Below are 24,251 nucleotides of genomic sequence, written 5' to 3' on the forward strand. Positions count from 1 at the left end.
TTCAGTAGCCCTGATCACGATTGACTTCATGCAGCAAGGCCACGCCGGAACTGAGGCGTCGGAAGTTTTCAGCCACATCCGACAAGGCGTCGCCCAGATGCCAGCCTGAAACATGTGGAGTGATCGTCACGCCGGGGTGGCGCCATAGCGGGCTGTCTTGTGGCAAAGGTTCCCGCGAGGTGACGTCCAACACGGCATGCCCCGGAACCCCTGCTTCCAGTGCCGCGATGAGGGCGTCCTCATCAATCAGATTTCCGCGCCCCGCGTTCAGCAACTGACTACCGGGTTTCATCGCCGCCAGCATCCGGGCATCAAACAGGCCAGCGGTCTGAGGGGTCGAGGGCAGGATGGCGCAAACGTGGTCACATTGGCCAAGAAGCGCGGGCAACGCGTCCTGCCCGTGCATGCAAGTTACGCCTTCAATGGCTTTGGGCGTCCGGCTCCAGCCCATGACCTGAAAGCCCACGGCGTGCAGCATCCGCGCGGTGCGGGCGCCGATGTGGCCAAGACCCAGAACACCGACCACGGTGTCCGGCGTAAAAACCGGTGCGCGCGGGGACCATTCGGCGCGGGTTTGAGCCGCTTCGTGAAACGCCATGTGTCGCTGAGCGCGCAGGATATAGGCCAGAAACCACTCGGCAATGCCCTGTGCCGGGGCGTCAGGCTTCAGGCGGGCGATGCGCACGTGGCCGGGCAGGCCGGGATGGCTGACAATGGTCTCGACCCCTGCGCCCAGCTTTTGAACCAGTTTCAGGTTCGGCAGTCGCGTCGGGTGGTCACGTTGCATGTCAACCACGGCCAGCATCGTTATGTCATCCGGATTGCCCAGCGTTTCGGCGGTGCGTATATCCGCATCCGGCAACACCGCCTGTAAACTGCGGGCAATTTCGTCATCACTTATCCAGTTGGACAGCCCGGTTTCGATCAACAACGCCATGTGCGGCTCCTGCATATGTTTGATGTGGTGACGTCCCGTCACTGCGGTGGACAGGGCCCGGGCAGTTAAGCCATCCTTGCGGCAAAAGTATAGCCCGGACCCGGTGCTTCAGTGGGACATTTCCGAAAACATGACATTCAGCCTGGCCGTGCAAATTCATGATCATCTGCAAGACGTTGCTGATATGACCGGGGCCGAGGTCACTCGGATGGATGACGCATGTGTCCCTGGCGGTGATGGCGAAACTGATCGCAAGGCCAGCGTGTCAAACAAATTCGCCCCCAAAGTCGGAACGGGGAAAGTGTTTGAACGCCTGGCTTCAGACAAACGGAAACGATTTGCGCAAGAACAGACCTGAGGATCACATGGCCGAAGCGCTCGACTTTACTAACACGACCTATTTTCATCAACGCGAGGACGGGGCGTTTGTTGGCAACGATGCAGCGCGCGGGCCTTGGTCTGCCGCACATTGCCACGCGGGGCCGGTCAGCGGTTTGATCGTTCGGGCCGCTGAAACCGAAATCGGCCCCGAGAAGATGCTGACCCGACTGACTGTCGATTTGCTGAGGCCGCTCCCGCTGGCCGGGCTTCGCGTTGCGGCAGAGACCACGCGCCACACAAAGACGCTCGGGACTACGCGGGTCACGGTGCACGATCTCGACGATACGTTGTGCGCCACGGCAACAACCATGCACCTGTTGCGGCGCGATCTGGGGCAGGTGCCGAATGTCGAAATGGATGCGCCGAGAATAGAGGACGTTGTCGATGGCCCTTTCCCGATAGGTGAAATTCGCCACGACCTGCCAGGCTTTGCCCATTACAGCGATATTCGCTATCCCGCAGGGGGAAAACAGGGGGCCGGACCCAAAACGATTTGGATGCGTACTCCGCAGCTTTTGCAAGGCGAGGATCAATCGCCCATACAGGCCCTGTGCCCGTTGGCCGATTGCGGAAACGGTATCTCATGGAATGCGCCGACCACGGAAATGGGGTTCATGAATACGGACCTGACTGTGCATATCCACCGTGAACCGGTTTCGGATTGGCTGGCCTCAAAATCGATTTCGCATTGGCAGCCTTCAGGCATCGGCATGTCTCAGTCCGTCCTCTTTGATACACAAGGTCCGGTGGGCACAGCGCTGCAAACACTGGTTCTGTTTCCGCCGACCTGATGGTGGGCCGGATTTCGCATCGGGAGTGAAAATGTCGTTGCCGCCACGCGGAGGGAGACCTATCTTGCGCCTATGCGTTACCTTATAACCACTTTGATCCTTTGTTTACCGATGCAGGCCAACGCCCACCCGCATGTCTTCATTGATACCGGGCTGGAGTTCGTCGTGGATGACGCTGGTCAACTGACCCATGTTCGCGTGACCTGGGCGTATGACGAATTCTACTCGTTGCTGGTTCTGGAAGACATGAAGCTGGATCAGGATGCTGACGGCGTTCTGACGGAAAGCGAAGAACGGTTCCTGACCGGGTTCGATACGCAGTGGGTGGAAGGATATAACGGCGATCTTGTCGTTACCGCAGACGGAAACCATGTCGCGCTGTCGGGCCCGATGGAGGCGCAGGCGACAGTTGAAGACGGACGCGTTGTCACCACGCATCTCAGGGCGGTGGAGGCCGGTTCCGTCGCGGCCGCGGCGCTGTCTGCGAAAGCGTTTGATGAGACGTTTTATACCGCCTACGAGGTGACGCGGCCCGTGACCGTGACGGGCCCCGCCGCGTGCCAGATTGACCGGTTTGACCCGGATATCGACGGCGAACTGGCCCAGATGCAGGCCTTTCTGCTGACCCTGGACGCCGACTATGACCTCGAGGAAAATGACATCCCTCTGGTAGGTGAACGTTTTGCGAGCGAGATCCGCGTTTCATGTCCCGCTACCTGATCCTGCCTGTCGGCCTGGCGATTGTACTGCTGCTCTGGTTTTGGGGCAGCGGAGGCTTTGACAGTCTTGCGGCCTGGGCTGCGGGGGAGCAACGAGAATTCCAGAACCAGATCGCCCGATCCTTGCGTGCCGCGCGTGCCGAGCAACCCGAGGCGGTGGCAACGCTGTTGACAGTCTGTTTCGCCTACGGGTTCTTTCATGCCATCGGCCCCGGCCACGGAAAGGTCCTGATCGGGGGTTACGGTTTGGGTCGGCGTGTCGCCTTCTGGCGGTTGTCGGCGATCAGTGTATTGTCCAGCCTGGGGCAGGCGGTGACGGCCGTCGTCTTGGTCTATGCCGGGGTGCTGGTGTTCCAGATGTCCCGTGAAAGCCTTGTTGGAACGACGGAACAGGTCATGGCTCCGATAAGCTACGGAGCGATCGCCCTTATCGGTCTTTGGCTGGTGGCCCGGTCCTTGCGCAGTTTTGCAAAGAGACGAACCACGTCGCCCCATGATCACCATCATCAGGAAAACGATCACTCGCATCACCCCCACCACGATGGAGAAGTCTGTTCAGATTGCGGCCACCGCCATGGCCCGACCGCACAGGAAGTTGCAAATGTGGGTTCACTGCGCGAGGCCCTGATCCTGATTGCGGGCATCGCGGCACGACCGTGCACAGGGGCTTTGTTCGTGCTGATTCTGACGTGGCAGATGGGCATCGCGATGGTCGGTATCGCCGGGGCTTTTGCCATGGCATTGGGCACGGCGCTGGTGACGACACTGGTGGGATGGACGTCCTTTGGCCTTCGCGGAGGTCTGCTGGCCTCAGCCTCAGCCACACGGTTCGCGTCGGTGCTGGCCCCAACAATCGAACTGGTGGCCGGGCTGATCATTGCCGTGATCGCAAGTGGTTTGCTGCTGCGTGCGATTTAGGTCAGTCGAAAACCGGTTCCGGATACCCGACCCGCGCCAGATACAGCCCCTGCGGCGGGCACACTGGACCGCAGGCCGCACGGTCGGCAGCTTCCAGCGCCTCGCGCACCTCTTCCGGGGTCCACGCTCCGGCGCCCACACGTTCCAGCGTTCCGACGAAACTGCGCACCTGATTGTGCAGAAATGACCGAGCCCTTACGTGGAAATGAACCTCGGGGCCGGAAAAGCCCTGAACCTGTTCAACCCGCAACTCATCCAGAGTTTTGACCGGGCTGGCCGCCTGGCAAATCGACGACCTGAAGGTCGTGAAATCATGGCGACCCAGCAGCATGTTCGCCCCTTCCTGCATGGCCTCGACATCCAGCGGATGGTTGATCTGCCAAACCTGCCCTTTGTCATGGGTTGCAGGCGCGCGTCGCATCAGGATGCGGAACAGGTATTGCCGTTCGACCGCTGAAAACCGCGCGTGCCAATCGTCGGTCACGCGCGCGGCGTCCACGATCGCCACCGGCTGCGGTTTGAGGTGATAGTTCAGTGCCTCGGACAGGCGGAACGGGTCCCAGTCCTTGGCCATGTCGCAATGGGCGACCTGACCCAACGCGTGAACGCCGGCGTCGGTGCGCCCTGCGGCCGCAATCGTATGCGCACCCGGCTGGATACGGGACAGGGCCTGTTCGATTGCGCCCTGCACGGACGGCTGATCCTTTTGCCGCTGCCATCCGGCAAACGGTTCCCCCTGGTATTCGACTTTCAACGCGTATCTGGGCATGTGCCGCTGGTACAGCGCGGCGCGGGAACGGGCAAGGGGGCGAAAGCGCTGGTATGTGCGGTACCCGCTACCTATCTTGGGTGAAACGATAATTGCGGGGCGACGGATTGGTCATCTCATCTCTGGCAGACAGTCTTGTGCGCGGCGTCGAAACCATCGGCGACAGCGTATCCGAGACGTTTTTTGAGCCTGTCATCCGCCTGGGTGTCACCGGGTTGGCGCGGTCGGGCAAGACGGTTTTCATCACCTCGCTGGTGGCGAACCTGCTGGATCGGGGGCGCATGACCGGGTTGGTTGCGCAGCAGGAAGGTCGGATCAATGCCGCCTATCTGCAACCGCAGCCGGATGACACCGTGCCCCGGTTCGATTATGAAACGCACCTGTCCGCCCTAACGGGTCCGACACCGCACTGGCCGGACAGCACGCGCGCGGTGTCAGAGCTGCGCCTGTCCTTCAAAGCCCGCCCAGCCGGCTTGCTTGCCGGCTTGCAGGGACCGCGCACCGTTCATCTGGACATCGTCGACTACCCCGGCGAATGGCTTCTGGATCTGGCCCTGCTGGACAAGTCTTATGCAGACTGGTCTCGGGAAACACTGGAACGTATCGAGGCCCGCTCGGAGGCGGTCGAGTATCTGGGGCAGGTCAATGCCGCAGACCCTTCCGGCGCGCATGACGAGCCGACCGCGCAGGCGCTGGCATCGTCGTTCACGACCTATCTCAATCAGGCGCGTGAAGCGGGGTATTACGACTGTACCCCCGGGCGGTTCCTGCTGCCGGGGGATCTGGCCGGATCTCCGGTTCTGACCTTTGCGCCGTTGGTGGTGTCTGGCCCGTCGCGGCGCAGAACGCTTCAACGCGAGATGGAACGGCGATTTGAAGCCTATAAAGCCCAGGTCGTGAAACCGTTTTTTCGCGATCATTTCTCGCGCATCGACCGGCAGGTGGTTCTGGTCGATGCGCTGGGCGCTATTCACAAAGGTCCTCAGGCGGTCGAGGATATGCGCCGCGCCATGGCTGATATCCTGTCGGCCTTTCGCCCCGGCCGAAACGCGTGGCTCAGCCAATTGCTGCTGGGCAAAAGGGTTGAACGCATCCTTTTTGCGGCGACAAAAGCGGACCACCTGCACCACATGCAGCACCCCCGCCTGACCGCGATTATCGAGGCGTTGACGCGTGAGGCGCGTGATCGGGCGAATTTCGCCGGAGCCCGGACCGAGGCCCTGTCTCTGGCTTCGCTGCGTGCCACGACCGAAGAACTGCGCCACCACGACGGGACAGACTTGCCATGCGTTCGGGGTACCCTGTTGGAGAGCGGCAAACAGGCCGCCTTCTACCCGGGAGAATTGCCCGAGGATCCAGCGCATCTGTTGGGTCCGGCCAGAAACGGGGCTGATGCGTGGTTGGGCGAAGATTATGGCTTCATGGCCTTTGCCCCGGCGAAACTGTCGCTGAGACCCGGTGATGGCCCGCCGCATATCCGGCTGGACAGGGCGGCACAGTTCTTGATCGGAGATCGGTTGTGACGACAATTCTACGCCACGCACGCCCGACGGATGCGGGCACCATCGGGTCGATCCTGCACGGTTTCGCCTTGGAAAACGACTGGATGCCTGAATTGCACAGCTGCGCCGAGACGATCGCTTTCTGTGGTCGAATGATTGATCTGGAATGGGTGACCGTGGCCGAAACCGAGGCCGGCGTTGTTGGCTTTTTGGCGCTCGACGGTCATGAAATCCATTCGCTTTATCTGGATGCTTCGGTTCGGGGCTGCGGGATTGGTCGGCAATTGCTGGATCACGCCAAATCGGCCCGCTCAGAGCTGAGCTTGTACGCGTTTCAGAACAATGCCCGAGCCTGCCGGTTTTATGAACGTAACGGCTTTGCCGAGGTGGCCCGCAGCGATGGGGCGGACAACGACGAAAACCTGCCGGACATACGGTTTGTCTGGCGCAGCGAGGATGTGATCGATGGCTAAAGGCCCGGTTTTGATCGATCTTGAAACGGATGAGCCCCCTGCCGATGTCGCCAAGGCCCCGCCGGTGCCGGACATCGCGCAACCACAAGGGCAGGCGATGCAAGGCGCGGCGCGGCTGGCGGCGCGCAGACCATCGGCTCTGGCACGCTGGTTCTGGGGGCTTGCTCTGGCGGTGATCGGGGCGGCCGTATCGGTGGCCGCGTGGGATTTTGCAACTTCGCTGGTGGCGCGAACGCCTTTTTTGGGTTGGATCGTAACCGGATTGATCGCCGCTCTGGTTCTTGTGGCGCTTATGATCGCAATCCGTGAACTGGCCGCATTGGGGCGATTGTCCCGTGTGGATGGCCTGCGCCGGGCCGCAGATGCCGCGTTGGCTGAGGACGATCTGGCTCAGGCCCGCGCAGTCACCAATCGTATCATCGCATTCTACAAAGGCCGGGAAGACACGCGCTGGGGCCGCGAACGATTGACCGAGCGGATGGCGGATCAGTTCGATGCGTCAGCTCTGCTGGAATTTGCCGAAGTTGAGCTGTTGGCGCCTCTGGACGAAGCCGCCAGCCGCGAGGTCGAGGCCGCGGCCCGGCAAGTTGCAACCGTGACCGCATTGGTGCCATTGGCGCTTGCGGATGTGATAACCGCGCTGGCCGCGTCATTGCGGATGATCCGCCGGGTTGCCGAAATCTATGGCGGGCGCGCGGGTACGTTGGGCGGCTGGCGTCTGACCCGCAGTGTATTTGTGCATCTGGTGGCGACAGGGGCGGTTGCAGTCGGCGATGATCTGCTGGAGCCCGTCCTAGGCGGTTCCGTTCTGAGCAAACTGTCACGCCGGTTCGGAGAGGGTCTGGTCAACGGGGCCCTCAGCGCTCGTGTGGGTGTGGCCGCGATGGAGGTGTGCCGCCCGTTGCCCTTCTCGGACAGGCACAAACCTTCGACGCGGGGCATCATCAAGCGCGCCTTGCAGGGCCTGTTTTCCAAGGGTTGATCCAAAGCAAGGCGCCCCGGCCTGCGCTTCGGCACACTGAATGTGTCAAAGGAGCCAGCCATGACGGATCACGGTCACAGCCCGCAGGAAATCGCCGAACGGATCAACGCGCCGCCCGGCCGCGGCGTGTTGCGCGATGTCGTCTATGGCGGCATCGACGGGTCCGTCACCACATTTGCCATCGTGGCAGGCGTTGCAGGGGCAGGCCTTTCCCCTTTCGTTATCGTGGCGCTTGGCCTGGCGAATGTTCTGGCTGACGGATTTTCGATGGCGGCGGGCAATTATTCGGGCACCAAGGCCGAGCTGGACAACATTCGCCGCATCCGCGCGGTCGAGGAACGCCACATTGCGTTGTACCCGGATGGTGAGCGCGAAGAAGTGCGAGAGATCCTTGCGCAAAAAGGGCTGTCTGGCGACATTCTGATCGATGCCACGGCAGAGATCACCTCGAGCAACGAAAACTGGATCAACCTGATGATCGAAGGTGAATATGGTCTGGGCAGTGTCGACCCGCATCCGATGAAAGCCGCATTGGCCACCTTCTTTGCGTTTCTGGTGGCGGGGATGATCCCATTGCTGCCGTTCCTGGCGTCCGTGCCGAACGCGTTTGCGATCTCAGCCTGGATGACCATGGCTGTCTTTTTTGCGATTGGCGCGCTCAAAAGCCGGTGGTCACTGGCCCCCTGGTGGCGGTCGGGGATCGAGACGTTTTTGATCGGCGGGCTGGCCGCGCTGATCGCGTATCTCGTCGGGTCCTTGTTCCACCCATAAATTTTGCGCCGCTGGGATGACGGTTGTTGCGGCAGGCGTTACCGCAGACCCCGGACCTTTTCAGGCCGACGATCGCGCGTCCAGCGATTTCGGTGCTTTAGATCGGATCACAGCTTTCCTGACTGTCACTTTCGGACGGCTCAAGATAGCCTGACCTCCAAAAGGATCGGAGACTCGGTTGGAATCGCTGCTTGTTCTTGTTGGCCTGATTGTTCTGGCCATCCCTGTGACATTGATCGCACTTTTGGTCGGGCATTCCCGTTTGCGTCGCCGAGTAGAGCAGCTGGAAGCGCAAATTAACGCCTTGGCCTCAGGCGATGCGACGGTCCTGCCGCAACCGGAACAGGAAACGCCTGCACCGCAACCTGCTGCTGAAGAAAAGCCGCGCAGGCCGGCACCTTGGTCGGCTCCAAAACGGCAGGAAGACAACAGTGCCGACGCTCAGGATGCAGAGATTTCTTCTCCGGCTGTCGTGTTTCGCCATGACAGGTTTGCGGCTTTGGGCGCGTGGCTGCGCGAGAACTGGTTTTATGTGGTTTCGGCCCTGTCTCTGGCATTGGCCGGTATTTTCCTTGTGCAATACGGCGTCGAAAACGGTTTGCTGCCGCCGGCGGCCCGTGTCGTCGCTGCCCTGGGTTTCGGCACGGTTCTGATCCTCGGAGGAGAAGTCCTGCGCCGCAAGTTCGGTGATGACGAAGCGGTGGCAACCGCCTATCTGCCCTCGGTCTTTTCCGGTGCCGGGCTTGTCACTTTGTTCGGGGCGATCCTGTCCGCGCGCCAGCTGTACAACCTGATCGGTGCCGAAACGGCACTGGCAGGGATGGTCGTTGTCGCGCTGGTGGGCCTCGTTCTGGGGTGGTTCCACGGTCCGCTGCTGGCTGCGGTCGGTCTGATCGGAGCCTTTGCCGCTCCTTTCTTGGATGGGGGCGCGTCTGATGATCCCTCTTGGCTTTATGCGTATTTCCTGCTGGTTGCCGTCTTGGGGCTGGGTATCGACACGGTACGGCGCTGGGCATGGATCTCGGTCCTGACGCTGTTCGGGGCCTATGCGGCGAACCTGCTTCTGGTGACCGGGGCGCCGAGTACGGAATCGGGATACCTGATCGCCGCAACGGTGCTGGCGCTTTTGGCAACCGCCATCCCGTTGCGGCGCATTTGGCCTAATCACGCGGGCCCCATGCTGTCTGAGATGATCCGCCGCCCAAAGGCCCGCCCCTGGCCCGAATTCCCAACTCGACTGGCCGCCGGGGCCATCGCGGCAAGTACGGTGATCCTGTCCTGGCATTGGGCGGATACGGAACCCGAATTCTGGTTGGGCGTCAGCTTGTTGTCCACCCTCGTTCTGGCGTTGCTCCTATGGGCCAAGGATGCACCGGCCCTCCGGGACCTGACTGTCCTGCCTGCGGCCGGTCTGGTGGTCTTTGTCGCCTCTCACGGGCTTGAGAACGGCGCGGTTCTGGACAGGTTCGCGGGCACTTACGCGGAAACACCCGAGGCCGACTATCCGATGGTGGTGACTGTTCTGGTCGCCTTGGGAGGTTTGATGTCGGCCCTGATGGCCTGGCGGTCATTCACGACAAGCCAGTATCGCGCCGTCTGGGCCGGAGGAGCCGCGCTTTTTGCCCCTGTGCTGGCCATCGCGCTGGAAGTAGGCTGGCATCCGGCTTCGGTGATCGGAGCCTACCCCTGGGCGCTCCATGCGATCGCACTGGCGGTGCTGATGGTGGTTCTGGCAGAACGTTTTGCCCGTGTTGACGGCGATGACCGGATGCGAGCGGCTCTGGCCACTCTGTCCGCGCTGTCGTGTCTGGTGTTCGCTTGCGTCATCGTGCTCAGTTCATCGGCGCTCACGGTTGCTCTGGTCGCCAGTGTCGTGGTTGCCGCAGCGTTGGACCGCAGGTTCATCCTGCCGCCGATGAGCTGGTTCATCTGGGCGGGTGTCTTTACCGTCACGGTGCGTCTGGTGCTTGATCCCGGGCTGGACTGGGCCAATTCCGCTCCGGTGTCTGAGATGGCGATGGTCTATGGCGCGGCCACATTGGGATTTGTCGTGGGCTGGTGGCTTTTGCGTCCGTTGAAGCGCCCTCTGGCGGCGCTGCTGCTGGAAAGCGCGGCCTGGGCGACAGCGGGTATCCTTCTTTCATTGCTGCTGCTGCGTTGGCTCGAAGGCTTCGGAGAGGGCGGCGCTGACAACAGCCATTGGGGCCTGGGTCTGCTGGCCGTCATCTGGCTTTTGCTTGCGTTCGCGCAGGTGCAGAGGTTCGGGCTGGGTGGCAAGCTGAACTATTTGCGATACCTGCTTGCTCTGTTCTTTGCGGCTCATGGCCTATTCTATCTGTTGCTGGCATTGGCGGACCAGAACCCCTTGTTTGATCCGAATGCAGATCCGGTGCTGGGGGCGCCGGTTTTGAATACGCTGGCCGTTGCCTATCTGTTGCCCGCATTGGCCATCGGCGGTTCGGCCTGGAGGATCCGGGAAATGCCGAAACCGATCATGCAAGCAAGCTTTGCCGTTGCAGGGGTGTTGGCCGCAGTTTGGTTGGGTTTGGCGATCCGTCACGTCTGGCAGGGCGCGGCGGGTATGTATGAAGGCAACGGCGTCACGCAGCCCGAGCTCTACACCTATACCATCGTTCTACTGCTGATCGGGGCCGCTCTGTTCTATCAATCTCTGGCCCGCCGATCCGACCTGATGCGCAAGGCCGGGCTGGCGGTGATCGGGTTGGCGGTTGCCAAGGTCTTCCTGATCGACATCGCCGGTCTGGGGGGCCTGATCCGGGTGTTTTCGCTGTTGGCGCTGGGCCTTGCGCTGGCCGGTCTTGCGTGGCTTAACCGGTGGGCGAAACTGCGCCATTCGCTGCAGCGGGCAGAACCTCTGGACCATTAGGTGCAGGCGTCATATAAGCGCGGTCATGCATGACCGGATGGCCATCATTATTCGAATTATATCCCCGGCGCTCTGACCTCCTGAGACGCCGGGCAAAGGTGTTTGAGACTTCGCACCGACCGCTTCGATCCAATAGACGACCAGATCATCCAAAGGACGCCCCAAATGTGCGCCGACACGATCCAGACACCTGACTACAAAGACACGCTGAACCTGCCCAAAACCGATTTCCCCATGCGCGCCGGCCTGCCGAAACGCGAACCCGCATGGCTGGAACGGTGGGAGACCATCGGCGTCTATGACCGCCTGCGCGAGAAAAAGGGCCGCACACCCTTTACCCTGCACGATGGCCCCCCTTACGCGAATGGTCATCTGCATATCGGCCACGCGTTGAACAAGACCATCAAGGACATGATCGTGCGCTCCCATCAGATGATGGGCTTTGACGCGCGATACGTCCCCGGCTGGGACTGTCACGGCCTGCCGATCGAATGGAAGATCGAGGAACAGTACCGCAAGAAGGGCAAGAACAAGGACGAGGTGAACATTGTCGACTTCCGTCAGGAATGCCGCAAGTTCGCCGAAGGCTGGATCGACATCCAGCGCGAAGAGTTCAAGCGTCTGGGCATCACCGGCAACTGGGCCGATCCCTATATCACAATGGACTATCACGCCGAAGCCGTGATCGCGGACGAGTTCATGAAGTTCCTGATGAACGGCACGCTTTATCAGGGCTCGAAACCCGTTATGTGGTCGCCGATCGAAAAGACGGCGCTGGCCGAGGCCGAGGTCGAGTATCACGACAAGGAAAGCTTCACAATCTGGGTGAAGTTCAAGGTCGTGAATGCGGGCGATCTGGATGATGCCTATGTGGTGATCTGGACGACGACCCCATGGACCATGCCGTCGAACAAGGCCGTCGTCTATGGCAAGGACATTTCCTACGGTCTCTACGAAGTTACTGACACGCCCGAGGAATGCTGGGCCAAGGTAGGCGACAGGTTCCTGTTGGCCGACAACCTGGCCGCCGATGTACTGGGCCGTGCCCGTCTGAACGACGATCAGTGGACCCGTGTGCGCGACGTGACCGCTGACGAATTGGAGAGCGTTCAACTGCTTCACCCGTTGGCCGGGGCCGAAGGCGGCAACGGTGAATGGGACGACATCCGCGATTTCCGCGACGCTGACTTTGTGACCGATACCGAAGGCACCGGATTCGTCCATTGTGCACCGTCCCACGGGATGGAGGAATTCGAGCTGTACCGTGATCTGGGCATGCTGGAGCAGGTCATCACCTATAACGTGATGGATGACGGCTCGTTCCGCGCTGACCTGCCGTTCTTCGGCGGCAAATACATCCTGTCCCGCAAGGGCGGCGAGGGTGACGCCAACAAGGCGGTCATCGACAAGCTGGCCGAGGTCGGCGGGCTGCTGGCGCGCGGCAAGATCAAGCACAGCTATCCGCATTCGTGGCGCTCCAAGGCTCCGATCATCTACCGCAACACGCCTCAGTGGTTCGCATCCGTCGACCGCAAGCTGGATGACGGTATGGGCGAGATGGGCGACACCATCCGCGAACGTGCCCTGCGGTCGATTGACGAGCTGGTGAAGTGGACGCCGCAGTCCGGCCGCAACCGTCTGTATTCGATGATCGAAGCACGCCCGGATTGGGTTCTGTCGCGCCAGCGTGCATGGGGTGTGCCGCTGACGTGCTTCACCAAGAAGGGCGCTCTGCCCACCGATGCGGATTACCTGCTGCGCAACGCCGAACTCAACGCCCGCATCAAGGCGGCGTTTGAAAAGGACGGCGCAGACGTCTGGTACACGGACGGCTTCAAGGAAAAGATCCTCGACGGAATCGTCAATCCTGACGACTACGATCAGGTCTTTGACGTTCTGGATGTGTGGTTTGACTCGGGTTCCACCCACGCGTTCGTTCTGCGGGATCGCGAGGACGGGACCGAGGATGGCATTGCCGATGTCTACATGGAGGGCACCGACCAGCATCGCGGGTGGTTCCATTCCTCGATGCTGCAAGCCTGTGGCACCAAGGGTCGTGCGCCCTACCGCAATGTAGTAACCCATGGCTTCACGCTGGACGCCAAAGGCAACAAGATGTCCAAGTCGCTGGGCAACACCATCGTGCCGGAAGAGGTCGTCAAACAATACGGCGCCGATATCCTGCGCCTGTGGGTGGCGCAGACCGACTATACCGCCGATCAGCGGATCGGGCCGGAGATTCTGAAAGGCACCGCCGACAGCTATCGCCGTCTGCGCAACACCATGCGGTTCATGCTGGGCTCATTGGCCGACTTCACCGAGGCCGACCGCGTCGCGCCCGAGGATATGCCGCGTCTGGAACGCTGGGTTCTCAGCCGTCTGGCGGAATTGGATGAGCAGGTGCGCAAGGGTTATGGCGCGTTTGACTTCCAGGGTGTTTTCAGCGCCGTGTTCAACTTTGCTACGGTTGATCTGTCGTCCTTCTATTTCGACGTTCGCAAGGATGTTCTGTACTGCGACGGAGACAGCACACGCCGCCGCGCCGCGCGCACTGTTCTGGATATCCTGTTCCACCGTCTGACCACCTGGCTGGCCCCGGTTCTGGTCTTCACCATGGAAGAGGTCTGGCTGGAGCGGTTCCCGGGCGACGACAGTTCGGTCCATCTGGTGGACTTTCCGGACACACCCGCCGATTGGCGCGATGCCGAGCTTGAGGCCAACATGGCCAAGGTGCGTCGTGTGCGCCGGGCCGTGACTGCCGCGCTGGAGGTTCAGCGTCAGGACAAAGTGATCGGCTCCAGCCTCGAGGCGGCACCGATCGTGCATGTCGAGGATGGCGATACCCGCGATCTGCTGGCCACGTTCGACGTGGACGACATGTGCATCACATCGGGCCTGACCGTGACCGGCGATCCCGCCCCGGCCGAGGCGTTCCGTGTGCCGGAAATCGAAGGCGTTGCCGTCGTGTTCGAAAAAGCAGAAGGCGAGAAATGTCAGCGTTGCTGGAAAATCCTGCCTGATGTGGGCCGCCACACCCACGCGGGCGTCTGCGGGCGCTGCAATGAGGCATTGGGATAAATCAACGCGCCCCCCGAATTCAGTCGGGGGGCATTTAGGGCTATGTCTGCACAGGCTGCGGTGTTGGATTGAACAGATCAAAGCCAATCGCGGGATCTGACAGGGCTTTCCAAACCTGATAGTCCGTAAAGTAACCGGTGTGCCCGCCGGGATCGACCGGGATGTTTCGATTTGCAAAAATGAGACCACCCTCGATCTCGGTTCCGACAAAATCGTCCTGCCGGAAGATGTTGAACCACGAGGCGTTCAACTGACTGGCGGTGATGGTGAACATCTCGGGAAAATAGCGCTGATAGATATGCGTGACCGGAGAGCCCATCGTGATGAGTGTCAAAGTCCGCCCGCCGATGCGTCTCTGGACGCGTGGGTCAGCAAGCATCTGTGTGGCAATCACGGTGCCCTGCGAATGGGATATCACCGTAATATGATCCGCTGGAAAGATATCGAGAACATAGTACAACGTGCGATAGAAACGTTCGTCTATCGCCTTGCGATCCGGATAGTTGCGTTGTCGCGTTTCCAGATCTTTTCCCAGATAGCATTTGTCACGAATGGCGTAGGTAACGATATCCCGTGCAACGCCCAGCCCGGCGGAAACAAAATCAGAAAACCGGTACATCAACGCAGTTGCGCCAAGAACGATCAGGCCGATCTCGCCTTGCGAACAGGCCAACCTGTCCAAAGCCCAAGAGATCGGGTTGGTTTCACCTATGCCCACGTTGCATGCGGCCTCAAAACTCTGGTTGGCTGCGATCTCTCGGATCGTGACCAGAACCAGCACGATTGTACCAAACAGAAAGACCCACTGCGCCAGCCGGTTTACAATCGCCCGGCTAATCAGACCGCTGCGGGTGTGAAGGTTGGCCTTGTACGTTTTGCGACCTGCAAAAAGCCCGACGCCAACGAACCCCAACAGAACGATGGCCACAAAGGCCACGCTGAGAGTTTCGATGGACTCGTTCAAATTGCTTTCAAAAAGACGTTGCAGCTGACCGCCGGACAGGCCCGAAACAGTTTCCAGCAATTGCTCTATGGTCAACCAGAGGCCGGAAATGAAGAACATCCAGAAAACCAGCATGCCTGCACAGATGCTGGGGTACAGCCGCCTGTGCTCTGAAAGTGTGTCATTGATCTGCAGCGTCCAGGCGGACAACGCGTAAAGAATGAGTGTCAGGAAGATAAGAGTGGCCCAGAAAATGGACAGCAGAAAAACCTGAAACGCCACGAATTGCTCCAGGGCCGGCGGGCAATTTCCCGTGTCGGAAGGGACGCAGACCCACAATTTCAGGCCCAGCGGCCCAATGACCAGGCACAGAGTCAGTGCTGTTCCCATTGCGAGCATTCCACGCCAGAAGACCCGCCTGAGATAGGTCGGCGCCGATCGGCTTTGCCCCAGCCCGACAATGGCCCCGCCGGCGTACAGCCCGAACAGAAGCCAGAACAACAGGGCAGGGTTCTGGAAAACCGAGACAGGTATCCGGTCGGTCATGACCGCTGCGGCACCAATCAACAAAAAGACGTTCAGCGTCGCAACCGCACCGAAGAAGATCCATGTGAAAAGATGTACCAGCTGTGCCGCAAGTGTATTCCTGCCATTGGGCTGGTCCGAGGCAACGCCTTTGCGGATGTGGGTTTGCTCGACATTGTCCATCGCCAGATATCCCAACGCCAGAACGACCCAAATCAGGTCCAGCACGGTTTTGATCGCTCCTTTCGGGGCCGGAGAGCGATCAGCCCAATAAACTTCGGCAAACAGGGCCTTGTCCTGAGGAACAGCCGGGTCAGTCACCGTGCGCAGATTGACTTCGAACAGCTCTGCATTTCTTGGATTTCCGTCGAAGGTGGATTCGGCCAGTTCGATCATGCCGCGTTCGACTTCGATCGGTGGTCTGGGGTTTCCATCCAGCCAGGTTGTTGCTGCGCCAACGACCTGATCGACGGTTTCGCCGGGTTTTTGTTCACCGATTCCATGTACCGTGAGGATCAAATGTCGACCCATTGCGTTCTCCAAAATCTCTTTAAGTAACGGCAGGAGCGTATCACGAATGGCGCCAATGCCCAAAAATGACTTTTTGCGTGGTCTTGCACATTCCCGCGCTTGTGCTTGGCGCTTTGATCTGAAACCGTCGGTCCATGGCGATGAATTCCGTTGAAACTCAGTTCGGACGACTTGGTGTTGAAGAAACAGACGGAGCCCTTACACGGCTTGTCTGGAACGGCAGGGACGAGGGTGAGCCGACTGCGCTGCTGCGCGAAGCCGCCGCCCAGTTGAGGGCCTATGATCAAGGGCGGCTTGACCGTTTCGATCTGCCGTATCGCATTGACGGATCAGAGTTTCAAAAGCAGGTCTGTGACCTGATCTATGCCATCCCGCTTGGAGAAACGCGCACCTATGGCGATATCGCCAAAGAACTGGGGCAGCCCGCCCAGCCGGTTGGCCAAGCCTGCGGAGCAAACCCCATTCCCGTGATCATTCCCTGCCACCGGGTACTGGCCGCAAATGGCTTGGGCGGTTTTTCGGGCGACGGTGGTGTTGAGACGAAAGTTGCCCTGTTGCGGCATGAGCGGGCGGCAGGTCTTTTGATCTGAGCGTCGAAATTCGGTTGCAATCCGCTTTTTGCAGACACAACTTGTAACAGTTGCTGAATTTGAAGGACCGCATTGCATGACCACTGAACAAGACCGTGCAGCCCGCAAGAAGGCCATTATAGACCGGTTGATGTCGCTTGAAGCGCAAGAGCTTGCAACGGCGCAGGCGCATTACGATGCGTTTTTGAAAGATGCCCAGTTGGACGACCGGGAAGGTCACGACAAGGATGACATCGCCGCATCGCGGGAAAATGCCGATCTGGCGGCTGCCTTTGATGCCCCGGTCCATGCGCATCATGCAAAGATTGATGTCATCGAAAATACCGATTTCAGCCTTGCCGACACGGTCAGGCCAGGAGCTGTGATCAAGTTCAACAACCGCAGATTTGTTGTGTGTGTTTCAACAACGCGGTTTGAAGTGGATGGCAAGACCTATATGGGCATTTCAACCCAAAGCCCGATATATCTGGCGATGGCAGGTCTGCAAAAGGGCGACGTCTTTACCCATAACGGCACCGAATTCGAGGTGCAGGACGTTCTGTAAAACGGGACGGGCAGCGCTGCGTCAGGCGCGGCGCTGCGGAACAACCTGTTGGGCGATGCCTGCGAAGGTCAGGTACAGGCTGGTGATGACCAGCCCCCAATGGGCCCAGCTTTCCGGGTGAAAATCGACCCATGCGGCCCAACCCGCGAAGAACGTCCATGCCAGCGCCATCGGCAAAGTCAGGCTGCGCCAGCGCTCGGTGCGCACGGGATGAACGAATTTCAGCGGTAGAAACATGGCCAGCGACAGCAGGGTGACCAGCAGCAGGATGATCCAGAAATTCGGTTCCAGCGCGAAGATCACGATCACGAACATGTTCCAGCACCCGGGAAAACCGGAAAAGGAATTGTCCTTGGTTTTCATGCGTGTATCCGCGAAATACATCGCACTGGCAAATGTGATGACGATGATCGCGAACCATCCGGTCCAGCCGTCCATCAGCCCCGATTTGAACAGGGCAAAGGCCGGGATGAACACATAGGTCAGGTAATCGATGATCAGATCCAGCAGAACGCCGTCGAACTCGGGCGCGTTGTGCTTGACGTGATAATGTCGCGCCAGCGGGCCATCGATACCGTCTACAATGAAAGACACGACAAGCCAAAGATACATAAGGCTCCATTTCTCTTCAACGGCAGCCAGCATGGCCAGCATGGCAAAAACAGCGCCTGTTGCTGTAAAGAGATGAACGGAAAGAGCTTTGAATCTGAGTGTCATGCGAGCGTCATGACTGATGCGCGTCCGAGATGCAAACCAAAAGCCCGGGTTTTCGAGTCATGTGCACGTCAGGCTTTGGGATGCGCGCGGTTGTAGACCTCCATCAACCGCGCAGTGTCCACTGCCGTATAGGCCTGCGTCGTCGACAAGGAGGCGTGGCCAAGAAGCTCTTGGATGGCACGCAGGTCGCCTCCGGCTGACAGCAGGTGGGTGGCAAAGCTGTGCCGCATCGCGTGGGGTGTTGCGGTTGAGGGCAACCCCAATTGCATACGCGCCTTGGCCATAACCCCTTGGATTGCACGTGGGTTCAATGGCCCGCCACGGACACCTCGAAATAGGGCTTTGTCCTGTGCTTGTGGATGGGGGCATAACTTCAGGTATCTGTCGACCGCTTCGCGGGCGGCAGGAAGAACCGGTACGACCCGTTCTTTGTCGCCTTTCCCGACGATGCGCAGCGTGGCGGGCAAAGGCACGTCCGCTCCGGTCAGGGACAGCGCCTCGGATATGCGCAGGCCGCATCCGTACAGCAGCGTCACAACCGCGACGTCGCGCGCCGCGACCCAGTCGGATGTGGATTGCAGTTCCACCGTATCGATCATGGCGCGGGCTGCATCTTCGGCCAGTGGCCGGGGCAGTTTCTTGGTGAATTTCGGCGCGCGGGTGGACAGAACGGCGGTGGGCTCGAACCCCTCACGCTCTGCCAGCCAACGGTAGAAGCTTTTGACCGCCGACAGTTTACGCGCCAAAGACCGCGCGCTGACGTCCGCGCCGCGCTGATCCGCCATCCAGGCGCGCATATCCGACACTGTGATCCGTTCCAGCGCCTTCAGGCCATACCGTTCGGCGTGATGCAGGGTCATGAACGACAGAAACTCGACGACGTCGCCACGATAGGCGTTTAGCGTATTCTCGGATCGTCCGGCCAGTGCGCTCAGGCTGTCCAGCCAATGCTGAAGCGCGTCGCGGCAGGCAGGCGAGATCAGGCTCACGACAACCAGTGGCGCATCGAGCGTTCGAACACGCCGGCAAAAAAGGCCAGAAGATCGGTGCCCAGCTGCGGTGTGAAATGCCGCGGGTCGCGGGCGGCCATGACGATCATGCCAGGCAGGCGACCGGCCCCGAGGTCCAGCTTCAGGCAGGCCTCGGAACGAAGCTGATCGGCCTGTGACCCGAAAATACGCCGACTCGGCTGATGGATTTCCCGCAAGATCACATCCCGCGCAGGACCGCCGCGATCAATGGTCAGGTACCGGTCGATGAAACCGGGTTCCGCAATCGTCAGGACCCCGCCCAACGTGTCGATTGCGGGATCGTTCTGAACCACGGTTGTTTCCAGAACCAGCGTAACGCTGTCGACGCGCAGGATGTCCGCCACATCGGCGCCCAGCGTGCGCAGGAAATCTTCGAACTCGACAGGTTCCAGCAATCGCAGAATGGCGCGGTGGACCTGATTGGTGCCCGCGAGGTTTTCATAGGCCGCAGCGATGACGGAACGGTGGGTGTCTTCCAGCCGATCCAGTCGCGCCTCGAGCCGTTGCATCGCGATGCCGCGCAGGTCAATCACGTTGTCGCCGCGCGCTTGCTCGTTGGCTGCGACAAGCGCCTGCATCAGGTCTTTGTCGTCCAGTACGACATCCGGCTCGGCCAGAATTGCCGCGCGGAGGTTATCCTCGAGTTTGGGGGTGCTGCTCATGTCCCGTCCGGTCTTTTTTTGTTGTCGCGGCTTATAACATGCCGGACCGGATTTGCCTTGGAAAAAATGCACGCAAAGGTGGATTTCCTTGTATGCTGTGGCAAGGGGCTCCCGCCCGCCATGCCTGATCACAGATCAGACATTTGGCCGTTGGGCCGGGCGCGGCGCCTTTCGGCACCGCGCGGTCGGGTCTGGGATCAGAGGATCTTCTGACCGGTTTTAGCCCAGTCCGCGAGGAAGGTTTCCAGGCCTTTGTCCGTCAAGGGATGGTCGGCCAGTTTCTTGATCACGGCAGGCGGTGCGGTGATCACATCGGCCCCGATGCGGGCGCTGTCGGTCACGTGGTTGACGGTGCGGATCGATGCAGCAAGGATTTCGGTCTCGAACCCGTAGTTGTCATAGACCTGACGGATGTCTGCGATCAGATCCATGCCGTCGAGGTTGATATCGTCAAGCCGTCCGATGAATGGCGAGATGAATGTCGCGCCCGCTTTTGCAGCCAGAATCGCCTGATTGGTCGAGAAGCAGAGTGTCACATTGACCATCTGGCCTTCGTCGCTGAGCGTCTTGCAGGTTTTCAAGCCGGCCCATGTCAGCGGCACTTTGACGGCGATATTCGGCGCGATCTTGGCCAGTTTGCGGCCTTCGGCGATCATGTCGTCAGCTTCGGTGGCGACAACCTCTGCCGATACCGGGCCGTCGACCAGCTCACAAATCTCTTTGGTTACTTCCAGAATGTCGCGGCCCGATTTCAGGATCAGCGAAGGGTTGGTGGTTACGCCGTCCACCATGCCCAGATCGTTCAGTTCGGCGATGGCGTCGATTTCGGCGGTGTCTACGAAGAATTTCATGAGGGCAGTCCTTTGATGGGTTGGCCTTGGTCGCGGATGGCTTTACCTCAAAGAGACCCCTGCTGGAACCCCCTGCGAAGGATATGCCGTGAGCGCTAACGGATTTTTCGACCAAGGAGAGCTGGTTGCGGTGCTTACAACGCAGCCGCTTGACCGGACGCTGGATTACAAGGCGCCCGAAGGCGGGTGCGTTCTGGGCGCTTTTGTCGAGGTTCCTTTGGGCCCGCGCAAGGTTCTGGGGGTGGTTTGGGGGCCGGGGCAGGGCGGCTTTGACCTGAGCAAGGCGCGCTCGGTGATCCGGGTTCTAGATGTTGCACCGATGCGTGAAGAGATGCGGGTGTTTCTGGAAAAGGTTGCCGATTACACTCTGACACCCATGCCTGCGATGCTGCGTCTGGCGACGCGGGCACCGGGCTTGAGTGATCCGCCCTCGATGCGCAAGGTCTATCGGCCGGGTGAAGGTCAACCAGACCGTATGACAGACGCCCGGGCCCGGGTTCTGGGGGTATTGCGCGACTATGGCGGGCTGGCTTTTACCTTGAAGGAACTCGCCGAGCAGGCGGGTGTAACGTCATCCGTTGTCAAAGGGTTGGTCCAACAAGGCGCCGTGCGCGAAGAGGACAGCCCGCGCGACCTGCCTTATCCTCATCTTGATCCGGACCTTCCCGGGAAAGACCTGACAGCGGATCAGGCAGCGGCGGTCGAACGGCTTCAGGCCGGGCAGCGGACCGGCGATTACGGCACCACGCTGCTGAAAGGAGTTACCGGTTCTGGTAAGACCGAGGTTTATTTGGAGGCTGTGGCCGAGGCGTTGCGCATGGGGCGGCAGGCCTTGGTTCTGCTGCCCGAGATTGCCCTGACCGCAGAATTTCTGACCCGGGTCGAGGCGCGGTTCGGTGCGCGCCCGGCGGAATGGCATTCCGGCGCAACCATGACGGAACGGCGGCGGGTCTGGCGGATGGTCGGGCAGGGCAATGCGCAACTGGTCGTGGGCGCCCGGTCGGCGCTGTTTCTGCCATTTCGCGATATGGGGCTTGTAGTGGTCGATGAAGAACACGACACGTCCTACAAACAGGAAGACGGCGTGCACTACAGCGCACGCGACATGGCGGTTCTGCGCTCGGCGATCTGTGGCGCGCGGGTGATTCTGGCCAGTGCGACACCTTCGCTGGAAAGTTGGGCCAATGCCGAGGCGGGCAAGTACGAAAGGCTTGACCTGACCTCGCGCTTCGGAGCGGCGGTATTGCCCGAGATGAAGCCCATCGACATGCGGGCCGAGCAGATGCCGCCCGGAACGTGGGTTTCTCCGTCTTTGCGGCAAGCGGTACAGCAGCGGATCGAAAAAGGTGAACAATCGCTGTTGTTCATCAACCGCCGTGGCTATGCGCCGGTCACCTTGTGCCGGGCCTGTGGCGAGCAGATCGCCTGTGATCATTGCGACGCACGCATGGTCGAGCACCGGTTTCTCAAGCGATTGATGTGCCACCAATGCGGCGAAACCAAGCCGATGCCCGAAGCCTGCCCCTCCTGCGGCGTGGAGGGCAAGCTGGCCCCGGTCGGGCCGGGGATCGAACGGCTGGCGGAAGAAGCCGAGGCGACCTTCCCGGAGGCGAAAATCGCGATGCTGAGTTCCGATCTTTTTGGTTCAGCCCGGGCATTGAAAGCCAAGATTGAAGAGATCGCCGCCGGGGATGCCGACATCATCATCGGTACGCAATTGGTGGCGAAGGGGCACAACTTCCCCAAGCTTACATTGGTCGGTGTGATTGACGCTGACCTTTCCCTGCACGGCGCGGATCTGCGTGCGGCCGAGCGTACGTTTCAATTGATGCGGCAAGTGGCTGGGCGCGCGGGACGGGCGGACAAGCCGGGGCAGGCGCTTTTGCAGACCTTTCAACCGGAACACCCGGTGATCCGGGCCATCCTGTCGGGTGATGAGGAAGGGTTCTGGAAAGCCGAGGCAGCGGGTCGACAGGCAGCAGGCGTGCCACCCTATGGTCGCATGGCCGGGATCGTGCTGTCGGGCCCCGAGGTCGGACCGGTCTTCGATATCGGCAATGCAATGGCCCGCAACGATGCGCCCCTGCGCGCCATCGGTGCTCAGGTCTTTGGCCCCGCGCCTGCACCCATTGCGCGTATACGCGGCCGCCACAGAGTGCGCTTGTTGGTGAAAGCACCGAAAGGGGCGCCGATTCAGGATGCCATCGCCCGCTGGATCGCCCCATTGCGTCTGAAGGGCGATATCCGCCTGACCGTCGATATCGACCCACAGAATTTTTACTGACCTCTGCATCTGTGCAGGGTGATTGTGCGCAGACCGCTTCCCTCTCGCCAAAGCAGCGAAATGGGCGTAGAGGGGTCTCATGCTGAAACCCATGCCCCTTACCGAGGCGCAGAGCCTGCCGTTCTGGCGCCGCCCCATCACGCTGTTGTTCATGATGGCGCTGACCATGCCCATTGCGTTCAACGCATGGAGCGCGCTGCTGAACAACTTTGTTATTGAGGTGGCGAACTTTGATGGCGCGGATATCGGTCTGCTGCATACAGTGCGCGAGATTCCGGGGTTTCTGGCGGTTGGCGTGATTGCCGTCATCATTTTCATTCGCGAGCAGGTGCTGGCGATGATCTCTCTGATAATGCTTGGTGTCGCAACGGCGGTGACCGCGTGGTTCCCCAGCCTGGGCGGGTTGCTGTTTGTGACCTTGTTTAGCTCGATCGGGTTCCATTACTACGAGACCGTGAACCAGTCGCTTCAATTGCAGTGGCTGCCCAAGGATCGTGCTCCGCAGGTGCTGGGATGGCTGGTTGCGATGGGATCGGCGGCGACCATGGTGGTGTATGGGCTGATCGTACTGACCTGGGATCGCTTTGATCTGTCCTACAACTTTGTATTCATGGCGTCGGGTGGAGTTACGGCTGTGCTGGCCCTGTTCTGTCTGTTCGCCTATCCGCAATTCGATGCGCCCACGCCGCAGACCAAGAAGCTGATCCTGCGTCGCCGGTATTGGCTGTATTATGCATTGCAGTTCATGGCAGGCGCGCGGCGGCAGATATTTGTCGTCTTTGCCGGGTTCATGATGGTCGAGAAATTCGGCTTTGAAGTGCATGAGCTCACCAGCCTCTATCTGATCAATCTGATGATCAACATGATGGCCGCCCCATTGCTGGGAAAGGCGGTGGCAAAGTTCGGTGAGCGGCGCACGCTGATATTTGAATACACCGGTCTGGCCATCGTGTTCGCAGCCTATGGCGGCATCTATTGGTTCGGCTGGGGTGTTCTGCTTGCGGCAATCCTTTATGTGATCGACCACGTGCTGTTTGCGCTGGCTTTGGCGTTGAAAACCTATTTCCAGAAAATCGCCGACCCTGCTGATATCGCGCCGACCGCTGCGGTGGCCTTTACGATCAATCATATTGCGGCGGTGTTTTTGCCCGCTTTGCTTGGCCTGCTTTGGGTCGTGTCGCCGGGCGCTGTGTTTGGCCTGGCCGCGGCGATGGCGATCGTTTCGCTGCTGTTGTCCCTGTTGATCCCGCGTCACCCCGAGCCTGGCAACGAGACCATCCTGACCAAATACGCTCCGGCCCCTGCGGAATAGGTCTCGGCGCTTGACCTTGACGGCGCGGCGTCCTAGGCGCGGTGTCAATCGAG

Annotated in this window: 20 protein-coding genes; 13 read left to right on the forward strand and 7 right to left on the reverse strand. The window is 60.2% G+C overall.

Annotated features, from left to right (window positions below; genetic code table 11):
* Window position 1: 1 nt before the first annotated feature.
* Complete coding sequence (locus GOW56_RS08525; RefSeq protein WP_171170889.1) at window positions 2–937, reverse strand: glyoxylate/hydroxypyruvate reductase A; 936 nt, start codon at window positions 935–937, stop codon at window positions 2–4.
* Between the two features lie 365 nt (window positions 938–1,302).
* On the opposite strand from GOW56_RS08525, the gene GOW56_RS08535 reads away from it, so the two are divergent.
* From GOW56_RS08535 to GOW56_RS08545, 3 genes are all read left to right on the forward strand, one after another.
* The gene (locus tag GOW56_RS08535) at window positions 1,303–2,109 is read left to right on the forward strand and encodes a thioesterase family protein (protein ID WP_171205614.1); all 807 of its coding nucleotides are present in this window, start codon (window positions 1,303–1,305) and stop codon (window positions 2,107–2,109) included.
* Window positions 2,110–2,181: 72 nt separating this feature from the next.
* The gene (locus GOW56_RS08540) at window positions 2,182–2,829 is read left to right on the forward strand and encodes a DUF1007 family protein (protein ID WP_171205615.1); all 648 of its coding nucleotides are present in this window, start codon (window positions 2,182–2,184) and stop codon (window positions 2,827–2,829) included.
* Entirely contained in the window at window positions 2,814–3,746 is a 933-nt protein-coding gene (locus tag GOW56_RS08545) for a nickel/cobalt transporter (RefSeq protein ID WP_171205616.1), read from the forward strand. Before GOW56_RS08540 ends, GOW56_RS08545 begins: the two co-directional genes overlap by 16 nt.
* Window position 3,747: 1 nt before the next feature.
* Here the strand turns inward: GOW56_RS08545 and truA are convergent, their stop codons facing one another.
* Window positions 3,748–4,515 (reverse strand): tRNA pseudouridine(38-40) synthase TruA, encoded by a 768-nt coding sequence (gene truA, locus GOW56_RS08550; protein ID WP_152457202.1) that lies wholly within the window; start codon window positions 4,513–4,515, stop codon window positions 3,748–3,750.
* 107 nt (window positions 4,516–4,622) lie between these two features.
* Between truA and GOW56_RS08555 the strand changes: the two genes are divergently transcribed.
* The 6 genes from GOW56_RS08555 to ileS all read left to right on the forward strand — a co-directional run bounded on the left by GOW56_RS08555 (window position 4,623) and on the right by ileS (window position 14,208).
* On the forward strand, window positions 4,623–6,038 hold the full coding sequence (locus tag GOW56_RS08555) for a YcjX family protein (protein ID WP_171205617.1): 1,416 nt from the start codon (window positions 4,623–4,625) through the stop codon (window positions 6,036–6,038).
* Complete coding sequence (locus tag GOW56_RS08560; protein WP_171205618.1) at window positions 6,035–6,490, forward strand: GNAT family N-acetyltransferase; 456 nt, start codon at window positions 6,035–6,037, stop codon at window positions 6,488–6,490. Before GOW56_RS08555 ends, GOW56_RS08560 begins: the two co-directional genes overlap by 4 nt.
* Window positions 6,483–7,472 carry a YcjF family protein gene (locus GOW56_RS08565; RefSeq protein WP_171205619.1) on the forward strand — a complete coding sequence of 330 codons (990 nt, stop codon included), beginning with the start codon at window positions 6,483–6,485 and terminating at the stop codon, window positions 7,470–7,472. The genes GOW56_RS08560 and GOW56_RS08565 overlap by 8 nt, the downstream gene beginning before the upstream one ends.
* A gap of 60 nt (window positions 7,473–7,532) precedes the next feature.
* Window positions 7,533–8,243, forward strand: a complete 711-nt coding sequence (locus GOW56_RS08570; protein ID WP_171170878.1) for a VIT1/CCC1 transporter family protein — start codon at window positions 7,533–7,535, stop codon at window positions 8,241–8,243.
* 178 nt (window positions 8,244–8,421) lie between these two features.
* Entirely contained in the window at window positions 8,422–11,130 is a 2,709-nt protein-coding gene (locus GOW56_RS08575) for a DUF2339 domain-containing protein (RefSeq protein WP_171205620.1), read from the forward strand.
* Between the two features lie 165 nt (window positions 11,131–11,295).
* Entirely contained in the window at window positions 11,296–14,208 is a 2,913-nt protein-coding gene (gene ileS / locus GOW56_RS08580; RefSeq protein ID WP_171205621.1) for an isoleucine--tRNA ligase, read from the forward strand.
* 40 nt (window positions 14,209–14,248) lie between these two features.
* Here ileS and GOW56_RS08585 read toward each other — a convergent pair whose 3' ends face one another.
* On the reverse strand, window positions 14,249–16,207 hold the full coding sequence (locus GOW56_RS08585) for a hypothetical protein (protein ID WP_171117468.1): 1,959 nt from the start codon (window positions 16,205–16,207) through the stop codon (window positions 14,249–14,251).
* Window positions 16,208–16,341: 134 nt separating this feature from the next.
* On the opposite strand from GOW56_RS08585, the gene GOW56_RS08590 reads away from it, so the two are divergent.
* Together GOW56_RS08590 and GOW56_RS08595 are read left to right on the forward strand one after the other, a co-directional pair.
* A complete protein-coding gene (locus GOW56_RS08590) occupies window positions 16,342–16,797 on the forward strand; it encodes a methylated-DNA--[protein]-cysteine S-methyltransferase (RefSeq protein ID WP_171205622.1) in 456 nt (151 codons plus the stop codon).
* Window positions 16,798–16,873: 76 nt separating this feature from the next.
* Window positions 16,874–17,341: a hypothetical protein gene (locus GOW56_RS08595; RefSeq protein ID WP_152457211.1), complete on the forward strand. Its 468-nt coding sequence runs from the start codon at window positions 16,874–16,876 to the stop codon at window positions 17,339–17,341.
* A gap of 21 nt (window positions 17,342–17,362) precedes the next feature.
* On the opposite strand, the gene GOW56_RS08600 is transcribed toward GOW56_RS08595, so the two are convergent.
* From GOW56_RS08600 to fsa, 4 genes are all read right to left on the reverse strand, one after another.
* The gene (locus tag GOW56_RS08600; RefSeq protein WP_152457212.1) at window positions 17,363–18,058 is read right to left on the reverse strand and encodes a phosphatidylcholine/phosphatidylserine synthase; all 696 of its coding nucleotides are present in this window, start codon (window positions 18,056–18,058) and stop codon (window positions 17,363–17,365) included.
* A 68-nt stretch (window positions 18,059–18,126) separates the two neighbouring features.
* Window positions 18,127–19,047, reverse strand: a complete 921-nt coding sequence (locus GOW56_RS08605; protein WP_171205623.1) for a tyrosine recombinase XerC — start codon at window positions 19,045–19,047, stop codon at window positions 18,127–18,129.
* Window positions 19,044–19,751 (reverse strand): DUF484 family protein, encoded by a 708-nt coding sequence (locus tag GOW56_RS08610; protein WP_152457214.1) that lies wholly within the window; start codon window positions 19,749–19,751, stop codon window positions 19,044–19,046. The genes GOW56_RS08605 and GOW56_RS08610 overlap by 4 nt, the downstream gene beginning before the upstream one ends.
* A gap of 197 nt (window positions 19,752–19,948) precedes the next feature.
* Window positions 19,949–20,602: a fructose-6-phosphate aldolase gene (gene fsa / locus GOW56_RS08615; RefSeq protein WP_117869747.1), complete on the reverse strand. Its 654-nt coding sequence runs from the start codon at window positions 20,600–20,602 to the stop codon at window positions 19,949–19,951.
* Between the two features lie 88 nt (window positions 20,603–20,690).
* On the opposite strand from fsa, the gene GOW56_RS08620 reads away from it, so the two are divergent.
* Together GOW56_RS08620 and GOW56_RS08625 are read left to right on the forward strand one after the other, a co-directional pair.
* The gene (locus GOW56_RS08620) at window positions 20,691–22,886 is read left to right on the forward strand and encodes a primosomal protein N' (RefSeq protein WP_171205624.1); all 2,196 of its coding nucleotides are present in this window, start codon (window positions 20,691–20,693) and stop codon (window positions 22,884–22,886) included.
* Window positions 22,887–22,965: 79 nt separating this feature from the next.
* Complete coding sequence (locus tag GOW56_RS08625) at window positions 22,966–24,198, forward strand: MFS transporter (RefSeq protein WP_171205625.1); 1,233 nt, start codon at window positions 22,966–22,968, stop codon at window positions 24,196–24,198.
* Window positions 24,199–24,251 lie beyond the last annotated feature (53 nt).

Origin of the sequence: Ruegeria sp. HKCCA0235A (assembly GCF_013033235.1) — a bacterium.
Lineage (GTDB): Bacteria > Pseudomonadota > Alphaproteobacteria > Rhodobacterales > Rhodobacteraceae > Ruegeria.

Bases quoted from the DNA above. Each gene is read 5' to 3' on its own strand.
- GOW56_RS08595 (WP_152457211.1), top strand. From the start codon at position 16,874: ATGACCACTGAACAAGACCGTGCAGCCCGCAAGAAGGCCATTATAGAC.
- GOW56_RS08540 (WP_171205615.1), top strand. From the start codon at position 2,182: ATGCGTTACCTTATAACCACTTTGATCCTTTGTTTACCGATGCAGGCC.
- GOW56_RS08570 (WP_171170878.1), top strand. From the start codon at position 7,533: ATGACGGATCACGGTCACAGCCCGCAGGAAATCGCCGAACGGATCAAC.
- truA (WP_152457202.1), bottom strand. From the start codon at position 4,515: ATGCCCAGATACGCGTTGAAAGTCGAATACCAGGGGGAACCGTTTGCC.
- GOW56_RS08525 (WP_171170889.1), bottom strand. From the start codon at position 937: ATGGCGTTGTTGATCGAAACCGGGCTGTCCAACTGGATAAGTGATGAC.
- GOW56_RS08625 (WP_171205625.1), top strand. From the start codon at position 22,966: ATGCTGAAACCCATGCCCCTTACCGAGGCGCAGAGCCTGCCGTTCTGG.
- GOW56_RS08590 (WP_171205622.1), top strand. From the start codon at position 16,342: ATGGCGATGAATTCCGTTGAAACTCAGTTCGGACGACTTGGTGTTGAA.
- GOW56_RS08535 (WP_171205614.1), top strand. From the start codon at position 1,303: ATGGCCGAAGCGCTCGACTTTACTAACACGACCTATTTTCATCAACGC.
- fsa (WP_117869747.1), bottom strand. From the start codon at position 20,602: ATGAAATTCTTCGTAGACACCGCCGAAATCGACGCCATCGCCGAACTG.
- ileS (WP_171205621.1), top strand. From the start codon at position 11,296: ATGTGCGCCGACACGATCCAGACACCTGACTACAAAGACACGCTGAAC.
- GOW56_RS08585 (WP_171117468.1), bottom strand. From the start codon at position 16,207: ATGGGTCGACATTTGATCCTCACGGTACATGGAATCGGTGAACAAAAA.
- GOW56_RS08600 (WP_152457212.1), bottom strand. From the start codon at position 18,058: ATGACACTCAGATTCAAAGCTCTTTCCGTTCATCTCTTTACAGCAACA.
- GOW56_RS08610 (WP_152457214.1), bottom strand. From the start codon at position 19,751: ATGAGCAGCACCCCCAAACTCGAGGATAACCTCCGCGCGGCAATTCTG.
- GOW56_RS08565 (WP_171205619.1), top strand. From the start codon at position 6,483: ATGGCTAAAGGCCCGGTTTTGATCGATCTTGAAACGGATGAGCCCCCT.
- GOW56_RS08545 (WP_171205616.1), top strand. From the start codon at position 2,814: ATGTCCCGCTACCTGATCCTGCCTGTCGGCCTGGCGATTGTACTGCTG.